A 14,731-nucleotide genomic window follows, 5' to 3' on the forward strand; every position below is an offset into this window, starting at 1 on the left:
ACTGTATAAAGATATAGGTTGCTTCACAAACATGATATCCTGGATAGATATCATCTTTTAAAGAACTTGCATCTCGTACCTTGCATAGGTCCTCAAATTTTTTCCATATTTTTTTATGATTTCACTATCATCAAGCAATACGAGTGATTCTTCATCAATCTCATTGAGTACAGCTCTATTGTAATTATTTCTAATGATTTCTAATTCTTCATCATTTATTTTTTCAAGATTTTTAGACAGACGATCAATCGTATAATTAAGTTTTATATTTTCGTCAAGTGCTCTAGATATGTCACTAAGCATTACACTTTGATTCTTCGATAGACCATATAACATATCCATAATAAATTTAGCTGTTGGCTTTTTTAATCCTTCAGTTATTTTATTAGAATAGTTTATAATTTCTCTTTTAGTTTCATATAGATTTGTGTTAAAATTGTTCATGGAAAATCCCTCCAGTATTTTGTTTATTGGTCTAAACTTATTATACTATTTATGAGGTTGATTTTCCTTATAAAACAAGCAAAAACAGGCAAGTTGTGAATATACTTTTTGCCTGTTTTTTATTTTTATCGAAACTCAAAATATTTTACACCTCTATACTACATTTTCAAACAATCAACAATTTAATTTACAATGCACTAAAAATTGCTGGTATTCCATATCCATTAAGATTAGCACAATCTCTATAAAAAACTTAAAGAAATACACTATTTCATTTTTAATTTACTCTCTAATTTATTAATGATTTCTCCATCAATCTTTTCATCAAATTTTCTAGCTATTAGGAAATCACTATTCATAAGTGTATCATAATCATTTATTGTCAAAGTCTTAGGATGTCTGTTTTCACCAGTCCAATCTAAATAAACTTTTATATTCTCTCTAGTATTCGTATAAGGTGTTTTCATAAACAAACTTTGAAACAAAGACTCATCAGGGCAAATAGAATTATCAAAAAAGTCTAAAACTTCTTCATGCCTTTCTAAATAATCTAACATCCACTCCACGCTTGAATGAGTCAATGTCCACCATGAACTTCCAAAGTTATATTCCAAGCCTGTTATATTTTTCCTTTTAAAAAATAAAGTTTTGTATGGTCCCCCTGTTATTAAAATGTATAAATGTTTCAAAATTGTCATTGTTATTGTTTGATTTGCAAAACAAGTTGGATATTTTAAATCATTTCTTTTTTTAAAACGTTTATATATTTTATAATTCCTATCCATCACATCAATATAATTAGCACCCCTATGCTTTTCTAAGTATTTTTTAATGTAATCGATTGATTTTATTGGAAAATCTTGACCACTCATAAACCAAAAGTAATCATATTGTATATTTGAATAAAATGCTTCTTTTAATAGATTAGTTGTAGCATGAATCATTTGATTCTGACCCCATTTAATATCAAGGCATTTACTTTCATCTAAAATAAACACGTTTTCTTTCTTTATAATTTTATTTGAAATACCACTTTTTTTGTTATGTGTAAATAAAAAGAAACATCCTCATCATCTAATGTATTGATCATTTTATTTATTTGATTTGGATTTTTATGACATAAAATTAAAAATGCTATCTTCATATACTTTTTAATATACTATAATATTCTTCATATAAAAGTATGATTTATAGTATAAAACTCCTTTTCTTATAATTTAATATATAATAACTATAACGATCCTTTACCATAAACAACGCCTTTAATTGTTTTATATATAATTGTAAAATCTAACCAGATAGACCAATTATGATAATAATAATCATCTAATTTACAACGATAATTAAATTCAACATCACTTCTACCATTAGCTTGCCACATTCCTGTAACACCTGGTTTACATTTAATAATAGAATTGTAATATTGTCCCATATCTTTCTTTTCTCTTGGTAAATAAGGTCTAGGACCAATTAATGACATTTCACCTAATAAAACATTAATAAATTGTGGCCATTCATCTAATGACGTTTTTCTTAAAAAATTTCCTACTGGTGTAATTCTTGGATCATTGACTAGTTTTTTATTTGTCAGATATTCTTCTTTGATCTTTGGATCTTTTTCCATCAGTTCATCTAAGATTTTTTCAGCATTTGGTACCATTGATCTAAATTTATAAATTTTAATCATCTTCCCATTTTTACCAATTCTATCTTGACTAAAAATAATACTATCATGATCTCCACTTTTTACATATTTATACTTAACAAAAACTGTCAAAGGAATTAGTATTAAACAACCAACAATTCCTGCACAAATATCAATAAATCTTTTCATCGTATTAGCAAGAGCCGACATTTCATTATTTGCTGTTGCAATCAGTAATTGTCCATCAAAATCCTGAACTTCAGAAGAAAAAGTCATTGTTCCATTAACATCTGGTAAATACTTAACACTTTCAACTTTTCCATAAATATCCGACATTACTTTATCAATCACTTCTTCACTTGCTTCTGGTAAAGCAACAATTATTTGTTCAATTTTTAAAGTTTTAATAGCCTCATCCAATTCTTCATAACTATAAATAAAACTATTTTTAATCACATTTTCCTGTTTAAAATCAAATAACTGATCTGTCCAATTCGCATCCACATAACCTTCTACTTGTGTTAAAGCAAAACGATTGTTATTTGATATTTTACCTAATCTTGCTGCTTCGTAACCTGTTCCAATAACCAATGTTCTTCTAGCAAATTGATCTCTAAAAGCAATTCTAATATATCTATCAGCTAGTAAACAAATAATAAACATTGAAGCTACCATGATTGTTAAATGCATTCTTCTTTCATAACCTGTCGATTTTGGTACTAACACAAGCAATGCGATATAAAAACAAAAACTTGATTTAACTAACGCTTTAATTTCATCCCATATTAAGCATGTATTTAATGAATAATGTCCATATATAAATAAGAATAGGAAATAAAGTATTCCTGATCCAATGATTAAATCTAAATCCATATGGAAGTATAAACATATAAAGTAATACATTATTACTTCTATTAAAAGTAACATAAAGGGCATTATTTTTCTATTCATATTTTACACCTCTTATTATGTCCATTATATCGTAATTCGATTATTAATGCTATCTTTTCTCTTTTATAGTATAATAGATATATCAAAACTTTGGAGGGTCAATATGAAGTTTTTTTATGAAGGTATCAATAAATTTATGTATAAACATCCTTTTATAAAATCTTGTGTTTATTTTGCATCAAAATTTTGTCCATGGATGGTCGCTATATTTTATTCACTCTTTTTATTAAAAATAGTGATAGAATCACAAACTGGTTTTTATCTTTTATTTATCAAACCATTTGTCGTTTTATTAATTACTGTTCTACTTAGAATATTAATTGATAGACCTCGTCCTATTCAAAAGTATGACCTTAAACCTATTGATGATAAAAAAAGAATAGGTCATTCTTTCCCAAGTATTCATACGAGTTTAGCTATTTCTATTGCTTTGACCGTTATTGCTCGAGGACCAAATATGGGATTATTACTCTCAGCACTTGCTATTACAATTACTTGTACAAGACTGCTTACAGGTGTTCACTATTTAACAGATATTCTTGCAAGTATTTTAATTGCCCTTGCTATTTATATCATTTAACGAAATAAGAAAATTATTTCGTTTTTTTAATTTTTTAAAAGAAATTTTGACTTTTAGTGTCTATATATATACTGAAAGGAGAATTTATAATGGAAAAGATAAAACCTAGAATTACTGATTTTAAAAATGATCTTGTATTTAAGTATTTATTATCAAATATGAAAGATGAACAATGTAGGCGTTTATTAAAACTTATTATCGAAGATGTTATGGATATTAAATGTAAGAAAATTAATGTCTTAAATTCAGAGCTTAATCCTCATCATATAAGTGATAAAGATATGATCTTAGATATTCAGGTAATAACAGAAGATGGTGAACTGGTCGATATTGAAATGCAAAACAGTATATTCTCTAAAGAACTCTATCATCGTCTTCAAGCTTATGAAGCTAGAATGATCGATCATCAAGTCAATCGTGGAGATGAAAGATATAGTGACCATCTTCATAAAGTAAATTTGATTACTTTTATTAACGATATTGATAAAGATAATCTTGTATTGATTGACAGTTATGTGCCTAGAAATGAATATGGAAATGTGAGAAAGTTTAACTTAGCAACAAGCTACTTTGTCCAACTTCCATTTATTAAAGTTATTGAAAAAGAAAAAAGACTAGAAAACTTTTCAAGATTAGAAATCTTAATCTACATCTTATATCATGGACTTACCCATGATATAATATCTTTAGATAATGAGGTGGTAACAATCATGAAAGATAAGATGGAACAATTCAATGAAGATGAAGAACTTGTTTTAGCGGCAGAAAAAAGACAACTTGTTAAAATTCAACATTATCATGAAGGACAAAGAATGCATGAAGAAGGAAAAGCTGAAGGAAAACTAGCAAGTAAAAAAGAAGATACATTAATGCTTTTTAAAAGTAAATTTCCTCAAGAAGATAACGAATTATTAGAAAATCTTACTTTACAACAATATGATCATATATTTAAATCACTTATAGAAAATAAAGATTTAAAGACAATCAAAAAAATCATTGGAAAATAATCCAATGATTTTTTAATAACACACATAAATATAACGTCCAAATTTCACAAATTCTGTTTTCTTCCTTAAGATACGATTTCTTATTTCAAAACCTGCTTGTTTGATTTCTTGATCCATTTGTTCATAACTTACTAAAACAAGTTTATTACATAATTTTCTAGCACTATTAATAATGTCACACTGTTCTTTATAAGTAATCGGTGTATAAAGATTATAAGGAATATCAATAATAGCAATATCATAATGTCCTTGATGCTTATTAATATCATCTTTTGTAATCAACATACCATCAAAACCAAAATGATTAAGATTACATCTTGCTTTCCATGAAATATCCCTTGAAATATCAAATCCTTTGATAGAATACCCTAAAGCTAGTCCTTCTAAAACAACTGTACCCATTCCACAACACGGATCTATCATTGTTTTTGTTTGATCATTTTCTCCAGCAATATTAATCAATGTTCTTGCAAGTCTAATATCTAAAGAATTTGAAAAAGTATTTGGTTTATCATCATATTTTTTCCATGATGGAACACCATGATGATAATACCCAATAATCCATAAGTCATTCACTTTTGTAAGAGCAATTGTATGTTTTGGTTTGGACATATTCACACTACCCGCTATAAACCATGAAATATCTTTACATTTATCAAGTGTTTCTTGATAATCTGGATGGCTAATAGGATTTTTTAAATAAATAACTTTAAAATCTTGATAATTATGATTTTGGCGTTTAACTTCCTCTTTTAAGTCATCAAAATTGGAACTTATCGCCCAAATATCTATTTTTCCCTTCATAAAAACACTTATATTGACATCAATATCTTTATTTGTAATAAAACATTGTTGATATTCTTCATGAAAAAGATATTTAAATTCTAATGCACATAAATCATATTCTTCTGGTGGATAATTAAATAAATAAAAGTATTGTTTCATATTTTTCTTACCTCTAGTGCCCTATTTTAACAACACATCTTCATTTTGGCTACTGAAATAATCATAAATATGATATATTATCTCCAGGAGGCGACTATGAACTATTTAAAAGACTTAAAAGAACAGTTTACTTTTGATCAACTGTTATTAATATTTACATGTTTTAGTTTTACTTTTCCTTTTTATATATTAGGACCTATTTTATTGATTGAATTTATTTATTTGTTAGTATCAAAAAAAGCAATCATTGCCTTAAAACAAACACCACAAATTAAATTTCTCTATTTGTTTGTTTTAATCTCTTTAAGCATCTCCATTATTCATAAAAATATTTTAGGAGCACTTGCAACACTAGGAATATTTATTGTTATTATTTTAATGGTTTATTATCGAAAACATATTAATCAATCGACCTTTGAATTTATTATTGATATGTTGATTGTGTTATCTATTCTTTGGGCAATATATGGAATTTATGAGCAATTTCAAATTTATCATCGTTTAGGTGTTGATCATTTCACCTTTAAAGTTTATGCAAGACGTGAAAATCGCTTAAATAGTGTTTTCTACAATGCCAACTATTATGCGATGATGATTGAATTTATTGCCGTATGTACTGTATATAAATTCTTTACTGTTAAAAATAATCTAAAAAGAAGTATTTTTTATGTTATTGTTGGTTTTTTAAACTTATTTATGCTTTATATGACAGGATGTCGTGCTGGTTATGTGGCAATTGCCGGAGCTATTTGTTTATTTCTTATTTTTAATAAAAACTATAAATTATGTGTTTTGATAGCTCTTGGATGTTTAGGAATTGCAGGTTTCTTTGTTTTAAATCCTGATAAATTCCCTAGAATAGAATATTTGATTTCAAATTTAGATGTTAGAATTCAAATTTGGAGTTGTGCTATTCAAGGTATCAAAGCTTCTCCACTACTAGGACAAGGACCATTTACTTATATGATGATTTTAGATAAATATAATGGACATTTAACACAACATGCCCATAGTGTTTATTTAGATCCTTTACTTTCATTTGGAATTATTGGACTCGCATGTCTTGTTCCTTATATTTATGATAACTGTAAACGTCTTTATAAAGTAAAAGAGCATTATTCTTATATTGCTCTTGTTATGGGATTTATAGGTGTATTATTAATTCATGGTATTTTAGATTATACGATTTTTTGGATACACACTGGTTTATTCTTCTTATTTGTATTATCTAGTTTTGAAATGTTTGAAACAAATCGTAATTAGCGATTTGTTTTTATTTTTGATATGTTTTATAGATTGTTGCTACTACAAATAAAAGAATAGATAACTCTAAATATTCTATATTAAATACATGTTTATAGACCCAATCAACAATCATAAAAAGCATTGGTATTCCTACCCAAACAATTGTTTCAATTAATTGATTTCTTTTAACATTCATCTTGATCACCTCTTAACAGAATACTACTCCTTTTTATGTTAAGAAAATATCAAGTAAGTGTAAAAAAAAAGAACTTCTTTCGAAGTTCTATGCTCTTGCATTCATTGTATTTTGTTTTAATGAATTGACATATTCCATTTGATGTTTTGTATTTTCTTTTAATTCTTTTTTCATTCCTTCTAATGTCATATGTTCTACTTCTTTTGCTTCAGATTTCTTTCCACATACTTTTTCAAATGCTTCTTTTGCATCTTGTTGTAATGTGTTTCTCATTTGATTTCTTTGTTCTAATTTCATTTCTGATTCTTTGATTTCTCCTACAACGGATTCAAAGATTTCTTCTTTTGTTAATTCTTTTCTTGCTTCATTTTCATGTTTTACATCTTGACTATTTTTAAAATACTTTCTTAAAGATTCTTTTACTTCTGCATTGATTTCATTGATACTCATAATATTTATTCCTCTCTTTCCTAAGACACCTGTAGCTTATACTTTTTTAGATTCTTCGAAAAGAGTATTGTATACATTTTTAATTTCATTAACAAATTATTAATTTTGTAAGAGCTTTATTTGTTAATGAGATTTACAATATATAAAAGAAATACTTGATGCAATTAAACAAATCACTGCTAAAAACAAATAAGCATATAGCATTGAAAAATGACTTACAATATTTCCACAAATCATAGGAAATAAAGTCATTCCTAAAGCATACACCGCTTGGAAGAAGCCCATTGCCCTGGCAAGTCCTGAAAAAGATTTTCAATCAAAAAACCAATGCCATTATTGAAAATAATTCTAAATAAAGAAACACATCCTGAAGATAAAGCACCTATAAGCATAATCATTTTATGTTTATTTTTATAATCTTCCAATAATCCTACCGATAAACGTAAGCCCATTTGTGATATCCCATAAGTTCCTATAATAATTCCAATAAATGACTCCCCTCATTGATGTTATGTTATGTTACATCAATATCATTCACTACTATGAGAGTGTCTGTCTACTCATGACGTACTTATCACTTCGAATTACACTTATAGATAAGTACCTTGATATGCACCAAGTAGTCATAAGGTCTCACAGGGTCATCGCTATTTCCTTAATATCATGCCAACTGACTTCACAATATAAGGCCTATGTTATCGACTAGTTCATTGATAACACAGTAAATAGACTTCCACATTTATCGCAATGTCGTCACACATTCTACTGCCACACCTTCAATTCACACTTCGTTTCGACCACTCTCGAATACTGCATCTCCTTCACACACCGCCTTACGTTGATGCATTAGATTAAATTTCTCGAATAGCACTAGTGCGCACGATGTAGGACTTTCACCTACAGGATTTCTACATCCCATGACGCATTTTAAATTAATAGAGCCCTATCTTGAATAATCATTTATAAGTAGAAAATGTCATGTCCCTGTTGACATAACATATAAGCTACTGCCTGTCGCACGAAAAGACAACCCATTTAATTAGGTTGTCTTTCAGTGCGAGATTTTCTCAATCATCCTATTAATTTTGAGATTTAATTAAAGATTCATATACAGTTCCTTTACTGTCTTCTAAGGCTTTATTCCTATATTCCTTGCTTTTTGATTCATTACCCATATTTTTGTAGATAACTGATAATAAGAATTCGAGATAGGGAGTATCTGCATTGTTTTTAGTATATTCTGTATTTTCTAGATCAGATTTTAATTCATCAAAATACTTAATTCCACCACTAATTAAAGTATCATTGACCATATCCATCTGTCTATATAGGGCATGATCATTTGTCGTGCTAACCATTTCCAACAAACGATCAATCATAGGTGCATTTTTCTTATCTACATATATATAGAATACTGATTTTGCAAGAACAGACTTCTGCTTAGAATTCATAGGAACATGATCTATTATATTGTTTACTTGAGTATCTATTTGTTTATCATCATTTAGTTTTAGATAAGCATTTAAAAGTAAGTATTCTCTATTAAATGAAGGAATACATATCTTAGCTAGTTTAGTTGCTATTAAGTCTTCTATTGCCTTAATATCATTGTTTTGGAGTAATGTAAGATAGATTTTTAGAAGTTTCTTTCTGATGATCACTGGAATAATTCCAATAACAGCAATCACTATAACAGCAACTAACATAGCATTCATACTTTTATGCCCCTTTCTCAATCAACTTTATAATATCATTTAATTCATCAATATTTATATCTGCCTGGCTTTGATCCAAGCCAAACTTATCATCTTTTAAAGCCAATACCTTAATACCAGCTCTATTTGCAGCTAATATTCCTTTAGGTGAATCCTCAATTATAATAGCTTCATCTTTATTCACATTCAATTCTTTGATTGTATGTAAATATATTTCTGGATTGGGTTTACTTTCTTTGAATTGTTCACCACTTACTATAAATGTGAAATACTTTCTTAAATCAACTTGATCTAATGCAGTATTAATAGTATTTAAACTTGAAGAGGACGCTAACGCAATTTTATAACGTTCACTTAAGCTTTCTAAAACAGAATAGATCTGTGGTCTAACGACTGCTTTATAATCACAATCAAATGAACGAAAATATTCTTGAAGCATATTTTTAAATGTAATGAAATCTGTTTTATTGTTCCACATTGTGTATGCTTGTTCATAATATAATTTACTATCAATACCAATAAGAGGAATACAATCACTTACTTGTATTTCTATATCATGCTGTTTAAAAAATCTTATCAAATCATTTATATACATGGTTTCACTATCAAAGATGACACCATCCATATCAAAAATAATCGCTTTAATCGTCTCCATCATAATTCACAAAATTCTCCGTTTTTGCAGCTGCGATAGCCTTAAATTCTTTTAATAATGGATGTTGATAAATAGAGTGTAAGTCATTTGAAACAATAAAGCTTAATAATTGTACAAATGGTAGATATACAAGTGGACTTAATTCACTTGATACCGTATCACTCAAACTTAAAACATGACCATCTCTCGATAATTGAGGGTTGTTTGAAATCAAATAAGCTCGATTTGTGACTTTTCGTGTAGCCTTATATACTTGTTCTACACGTCGACTTGCACCATCGTTCCCATCAAAGAAAATCACATTGTATTGTGGCGTTAATTGAAGGTTTGGTCCATGGATATACTCTTCAATTTCATAGCAACAACTTGGAATATGAATAGTTTCACCCATTTTTAATGCACTTTCAAGTGCTGTTCCATAATTAGCACCCGCTCCACAACTGTAAACCCAGGACATAGATGAGAAATTCTTATAATGTTGCTGAATAAAGCTTGTAGCCTGATCAATCATTTCTTCATTTAAATCAACTGCTTTCTTTAATTCATCCAAATACTCAATCTTTCCAGAATACGCAATTGCGAATAAATCTAAGAATAACGCAAGTGAAGAAACACCCTTTGTAACATAGCCAACTAATTCTTCACCAACACCATATTCAATCACAACATCCGCAACATCTTTTACATCGCTGTTTTTATTTCCTGTTAAACAAATAGCTCTACATTCTTTTTTCTTGATGATTTTTAATGCTTCTATTGCATTTGTACTTAACCCACTCTGTGTAACCACTAGAACTAAGTCGTTCTCTTTAATGTCATTTTCATAATACGTAAATGTATATGGCATAATGATTCTTACTTCTAAACCACTTACTTTTTCCACAAAACTTCTCGCACAATAACAAGCATTATGACTTGATCCAGAAGCAACAAGTAAAATACGTTTTATTTCTTTTTGTTGCACTTCTTTCATCAATGGATCAACTAGTGTAGTATATTGTTCAATATTTGTTTTTAATACGTCTGGTGTTTCTTTAACATAATCAAGCATTGTTAATTTATTCATAATATACCCCCAATTATTAATATATAAAAGGTGGAATGAATCCACCCCTTATATTTTAGTATTCTAATCTTCTGTAGTAACGACGGATTTCCATAGGGTGACGAGTTTCGATTTCCATATGAACATCGATTCTGTTGTTTACAGCATGCATTACATGGTGAGATAAGTGTTTACGATATTTTTCACTAATTCCCTTTAATTCGTAATCTTTAGAGTCGATGATTGTGTAGTTTTCACAAATTCTTGGAATAAAGTTAGCTACACGTTCAGATAATGGACGTTGAGCATCTTCACCGATATAGATAGTAACTGGAGTTTCTTTAGTTACGATTTCAAACATACCGTGGAAGAATTCATTTGATGTGATTGATTTAGTTTTTAACCATAACTGTTCTTCCCAATAGCACATTGCATATGAGTAAGTAGCACCCCATTGATTTCCAGCACCTACAAAGTAGTGCATTTCATCATTCCAGTGTTTTTTAGCGAATTCAACAGCAAATGGTTCAGCTTTCTTTTCAACTTCTACTAAAGCTTCTGCTAAGTATTTGTCAAATTCAGCATACATATCTTCGTAGTCTTCTAATTCACCATTGTTGAACATGAAACGGTCAGCAACCATGAAGAACTTTAACTGTTCGTTAACTGGGTAAGAAATCTTGTAGTCTCCTAAATCTAATAAGATAGCTTCTTTAGCATCTACAAATGAGATAACTGTAGAGCCAACTTCAGCTTTGATCTTTTTGATAGCATCAACTACTTCTTTAGTGTTTCCAGTTACAGAAGAGATAATAACAACTGTATCTTTAGTAATACGTTTGTTTCCTGTAGTTAAGTATTCAGCAGCATTTTCTGCCCAAGTTTCAATAGCACTCATTTCTTTCATATGTACTGTAGCCTGCATAGCACTTGCCCAAGTACCACCAACACCTAACCAGCAGATGTTTGAATATCCACGTTCGCAGATTTCATCAACGATTTCGTTGATCTGAGGGCGTAGAGCTAATGCGCCATTTACGCTATCGATTTTTTCCTGTTCATTAAATTTAATCATTTCCATTTTCTTTTCCTCCATTTATTTTAAATTTATTAACAACCTAAGATACCAAAGAATGCTCCGATCAATCCGATCACAACACAGATTAATAACAATGAAGTTGTCTTAACATTTTTCTTTTTCAATAAGTAGTAAACTAGTAATGTGAATAATAATGGCATTAAACCAGGCATGATATTATTGAATACATCATTTAACGTAGTTGCTTCATTACCAGAACCAAACTTCAATGGGAAACTGATTGCTACGTTTTCAGCAGTCATACCACCAACAACCATCAATCCTAAAACACTTGCTGCATAAGTAAGTTTTGACATTAATCCATTTTGTTGGATCTTAGCCAAGAATCCACTACCTAATTTATAACCAGTATTCATTAAATAATAACGTAATCCCTGAGCTGGAAGGTTGAAGATTAATAAAAATAAGATAGGTCCTAAGATATTTCCTTGATTTGCTAATGATAGACCCACACCAGTAGCGATAATACGTAATGTTCCCCAGATGAATGAATCACCAATACCAGCTAAAGGTCCCATTAATGAAACTTTTACACTGTTGATACTTTCTGTATCAAATTCAGGATCATTTGCGTTACTTTCTTCCATAGCAGCACTAATACCTAAGATTAATGTTGCCAATTGTGGCGTTGTATTGAAGAATTCCAAGTGACGCTTCATAGCTGCAACCTGGTCTTCTTTATTTGGATATAACTTTTTGATAACTGGTAACATACTATAGCAGTATGACATATTCATTTGTCTTTCATAGTTCCAAGACCATTCCAAACCGAATGAACGCCAGAATACTTGATTTAATTCTTTTTTAGTTAATTTATTAGAAGTCGTCATCTTCATCCACTCCTCCTTCTATAGCTGTTTGAGCTGAATTACTACGTAACTGAGTTAATACGATAGCAATGATGACTCCAAAGATTGCGATCGCTGTTACTGGAATCTTTAAGTATACGCTTAATGCGAATCCTAAGAAGAAGAAACATGCAACGTCTTTTTCCATAATCATCATTAATAATAAACCGAACCCAATTGCAGGTAATAAGCCCATTGTGATTTGTAAACCATTTGAAATCCATGTAGGAATGACATTTAATAAAGCCTGTACAGCAGGTCCACCAGCATAGTAACCACATGCCACGATTACACCGATAATTAAGTTAACACCGAAGAATCCACCTAATAAGTGCATTCTAGCAACTCCAGCCATATTTCCTTCAGCTGCATATTTATCTGCTTTGTGAACAAATGGAGGTAAGATGAATACCATTCCAACGTTCTTTGCGATTAATACTAGTGAAGCAACTGGTAAACCTACAGTTAATGCAGTTTCTGGTCCAGCTCCTGTTGTAATTGTGAAAGCTGTTCCTAATACAGTTCCTGAAATCATTTCAGGTGGAATACTAGCACCGATTGAGAAAGCTCCCATAAATGCTAATTCTAATGTTGCACCTAGAGTAACACCTGTTTGAATATCACCAAGTACAATACCTGTTAAAGTACCCATAACCAATGGTCTTGATAGCAAACTTGTACCGAACAAATACTCAGCATTTCCAAGCATTGCTACCAAGCCAAGTAAAATTGCTTGTAGTAACATATTTCTCCTCCTATAAAACTTTTTCTACATTTACTGGATTATCTTCTGGAACCATCTGAATTGTTACATCCACACCTGCTTCACATAATCCTTTTAAAATTGTTTCTTCTGCTGGTGTAATATTCATTGCTTTAGAAATATTACGAGTTTCAGCAGTTGCCTTAGTACCACCAAGATTTAATTTTTTGATGTTACACTCTTTACATAATCTTTCAGCATCCTTAATAGATTCAACTACAGTCAATAATTTATATTTGTCTGTAACACCACTATTGATTGCCTTTACTGCATCATCCATACTTTTAATAACTAATTTCACACCACTTGGCTTTGCCATCTTGATTGATGTTTTTCTTAAATCATCTTTCATAACTGCATCACACGCAATTAAGATACAATCTGCTTCAACTGCATTTTTCCAAGAAAAAGCAACTTGACCATGTAACAATCTGTGATCCACTCTTAATAATTTAATCATTTTCTTCTCCTCCTATTAGAAATCTTCATCATCTTCGCTTGTCATTCCATTCATAACAGTCATTCCATCTTTAGCTGCTTCGATCAAATCGTTCGCTTCTGCTAATTCAAGTTTTCCATTCAAGCCTTTCATTACTGCATCTAATACTAGTCCCATGTTCATTCCTGAGAAGACCATTACATTATCTAATACTGCAAGTTTAGATAATGCTGTGTGAACACTTCCACCTTTAATATCACATAAGATTAAGATTTGTTCTTCACACTCTTTTGCTTCTTTCAAAACTTCTTGATAAAAGTCTTCAGGATTTTGTCCAGGAAGCAAGCTATATGTTTCTATATCCTTAGCTAAATCTCCAACAATCATAGAAACTGAATCTTTCATTCCTTTAGATAATCCTCCATGTGATGCAAGTATGATTTTTGCCATATTCTCTACACTCCTTTCTTTTTCATTTAAGTTCAAGCTTCATGTCAGTTTATAAATTCTTTCGCTTAATCTGTACAACTGATTTCCACTTATACTCAAGCAAACTTTGTGCCAGTTTAGAGATTCTTTCGCTTAATCTGTAGAACTAACTTCCACTTATACTCAAGCAAGCTTTGTGCCAGTTTAGAGATCAATACGTTCAATCTATACAACTAACTTCCACTTATACTCAAGCAAAAAGTGTGCCAATTAAT

At 29.8% G+C, this 14,731-nt stretch carries 18 protein-coding genes; 3 read left to right on the forward strand and 15 right to left on the reverse strand.

The window, feature by feature from the left end; genetic code table 11:
- Positions 1 to 57: 57 nt before the first annotated feature.
- The 3 genes from HUU89_RS05990 to HUU89_RS06000 all read right to left on the reverse strand — a co-directional run bounded on the left by HUU89_RS05990 (position 58) and on the right by HUU89_RS06000 (position 3,040).
- Entirely contained in the window at positions 58 to 444 is a 387-nt protein-coding gene (locus tag HUU89_RS05990; RefSeq protein WP_175301255.1) for a hypothetical protein, read from the reverse strand.
- A gap of 266 nt (positions 445 to 710) precedes the next feature.
- Positions 711 to 1,442 (reverse strand): beta-1,6-N-acetylglucosaminyltransferase, encoded by a 732-nt coding sequence (locus HUU89_RS05995; protein ID WP_175301256.1) that lies wholly within the window; start codon positions 1,440 to 1,442, stop codon positions 711 to 713.
- Between the two features lie 233 nt (positions 1,443 to 1,675).
- The gene (locus tag HUU89_RS06000) at positions 1,676 to 3,040 is read right to left on the reverse strand and encodes an exopolysaccharide biosynthesis polyprenyl glycosylphosphotransferase (RefSeq protein ID WP_175301257.1); all 1,365 of its coding nucleotides are present in this window, start codon (positions 3,038 to 3,040) and stop codon (positions 1,676 to 1,678) included.
- A gap of 103 nt (positions 3,041 to 3,143) precedes the next feature.
- Between HUU89_RS06000 and HUU89_RS06005 the strand changes: the two genes are divergently transcribed.
- Together HUU89_RS06005 and HUU89_RS06010 are read left to right on the forward strand one after the other, a co-directional pair.
- Positions 3,144 to 3,620, forward strand: a complete 477-nt coding sequence (locus HUU89_RS06005) for a phosphatase PAP2 family protein (protein ID WP_175301258.1) — start codon at positions 3,144 to 3,146, stop codon at positions 3,618 to 3,620.
- 89 nt (positions 3,621 to 3,709) lie between these two features.
- Complete coding sequence (locus HUU89_RS06010) at positions 3,710 to 4,627, forward strand: PD-(D/E)XK nuclease family transposase (protein WP_175301259.1); 918 nt, start codon at positions 3,710 to 3,712, stop codon at positions 4,625 to 4,627.
- A 12-nt stretch (positions 4,628 to 4,639) separates the two neighbouring features.
- Here the strand turns inward: HUU89_RS06010 and HUU89_RS06015 are convergent, their stop codons facing one another.
- Complete coding sequence (locus HUU89_RS06015) at positions 4,640 to 5,572, reverse strand: TRM11 family SAM-dependent methyltransferase (RefSeq protein ID WP_117783386.1); 933 nt, start codon at positions 5,570 to 5,572, stop codon at positions 4,640 to 4,642.
- Positions 5,573 to 5,668: 96 nt separating this feature from the next.
- Between HUU89_RS06015 and HUU89_RS06020 the strand changes: the two genes are divergently transcribed.
- The gene (locus tag HUU89_RS06020) at positions 5,669 to 6,835 is read left to right on the forward strand and encodes an O-antigen ligase family protein (protein ID WP_032090923.1); all 1,167 of its coding nucleotides are present in this window, start codon (positions 5,669 to 5,671) and stop codon (positions 6,833 to 6,835) included.
- A gap of 10 nt (positions 6,836 to 6,845) precedes the next feature.
- Here the strand turns inward: HUU89_RS06020 and HUU89_RS06025 are convergent, their stop codons facing one another.
- From HUU89_RS06025 to HUU89_RS06075, 11 genes are all read right to left on the reverse strand, one after another.
- Entirely contained in the window at positions 6,846 to 7,013 is a 168-nt protein-coding gene (locus HUU89_RS06025; protein WP_158569901.1) for a hypothetical protein, read from the reverse strand.
- A gap of 87 nt (positions 7,014 to 7,100) precedes the next feature.
- Positions 7,101 to 7,463 carry a hypothetical protein gene (locus HUU89_RS06030; RefSeq protein WP_175301260.1) on the reverse strand — a complete coding sequence of 121 codons (363 nt, stop codon included), beginning with the start codon at positions 7,461 to 7,463 and terminating at the stop codon, positions 7,101 to 7,103.
- 254 nt (positions 7,464 to 7,717) lie between these two features.
- Positions 7,718 to 7,915: a hypothetical protein gene (locus HUU89_RS06035; RefSeq protein WP_175301261.1), complete on the reverse strand. Its 198-nt coding sequence runs from the start codon at positions 7,913 to 7,915 to the stop codon at positions 7,718 to 7,720.
- Positions 7,916 to 8,542: 627 nt separating this feature from the next.
- Complete coding sequence (locus HUU89_RS06040; protein ID WP_175301262.1) at positions 8,543 to 9,178, reverse strand: hypothetical protein; 636 nt, start codon at positions 9,176 to 9,178, stop codon at positions 8,543 to 8,545.
- Between the two features lie 4 nt (positions 9,179 to 9,182).
- Complete coding sequence (locus tag HUU89_RS06045; protein WP_175301263.1) at positions 9,183 to 9,836, reverse strand: HAD family hydrolase; 654 nt, start codon at positions 9,834 to 9,836, stop codon at positions 9,183 to 9,185.
- The gene (locus HUU89_RS06050) at positions 9,820 to 10,899 is read right to left on the reverse strand and encodes an SIS domain-containing protein (protein WP_175301264.1); all 1,080 of its coding nucleotides are present in this window, start codon (positions 10,897 to 10,899) and stop codon (positions 9,820 to 9,822) included. The genes HUU89_RS06045 and HUU89_RS06050 overlap by 17 nt, the downstream gene beginning before the upstream one ends.
- A gap of 55 nt (positions 10,900 to 10,954) precedes the next feature.
- The gene (locus tag HUU89_RS06055; protein WP_022000662.1) at positions 10,955 to 11,959 is read right to left on the reverse strand and encodes an SIS domain-containing protein; all 1,005 of its coding nucleotides are present in this window, start codon (positions 11,957 to 11,959) and stop codon (positions 10,955 to 10,957) included.
- Positions 11,960 to 11,988: 29 nt separating this feature from the next.
- The gene (locus HUU89_RS06060) at positions 11,989 to 12,813 is read right to left on the reverse strand and encodes a PTS system mannose/fructose/sorbose family transporter subunit IID (RefSeq protein WP_254697709.1); all 825 of its coding nucleotides are present in this window, start codon (positions 12,811 to 12,813) and stop codon (positions 11,989 to 11,991) included.
- Positions 12,794 to 13,570 carry a PTS mannose/fructose/sorbose/N-acetylgalactosamine transporter subunit IIC gene (locus tag HUU89_RS06065; RefSeq protein ID WP_175301265.1) on the reverse strand — a complete coding sequence of 259 codons (777 nt, stop codon included), beginning with the start codon at positions 13,568 to 13,570 and terminating at the stop codon, positions 12,794 to 12,796. Before HUU89_RS06065 ends, HUU89_RS06060 begins: the two co-directional genes overlap by 20 nt.
- A 10-nt stretch (positions 13,571 to 13,580) precedes the next feature.
- A complete protein-coding gene (locus tag HUU89_RS06070; RefSeq protein WP_175301266.1) occupies positions 13,581 to 14,048 on the reverse strand; it encodes a PTS sugar transporter subunit IIB in 468 nt (155 codons plus the stop codon).
- Positions 14,049 to 14,063: 15 nt separating this feature from the next.
- Positions 14,064 to 14,477 carry a PTS sugar transporter subunit IIA gene (locus HUU89_RS06075; RefSeq protein WP_175301267.1) on the reverse strand — a complete coding sequence of 138 codons (414 nt, stop codon included), beginning with the start codon at positions 14,475 to 14,477 and terminating at the stop codon, positions 14,064 to 14,066.
- Between the last annotated feature and the right edge of the window lie 254 nt (positions 14,478 to 14,731).

It is taken from the genome of Faecalibacillus sp. H12 (assembly GCF_013361255.1).
Taxonomy (GTDB): domain Bacteria; phylum Bacillota_I; class Bacilli_A; order Erysipelotrichales; family Coprobacillaceae; genus Faecalibacillus; species Faecalibacillus intestinalis.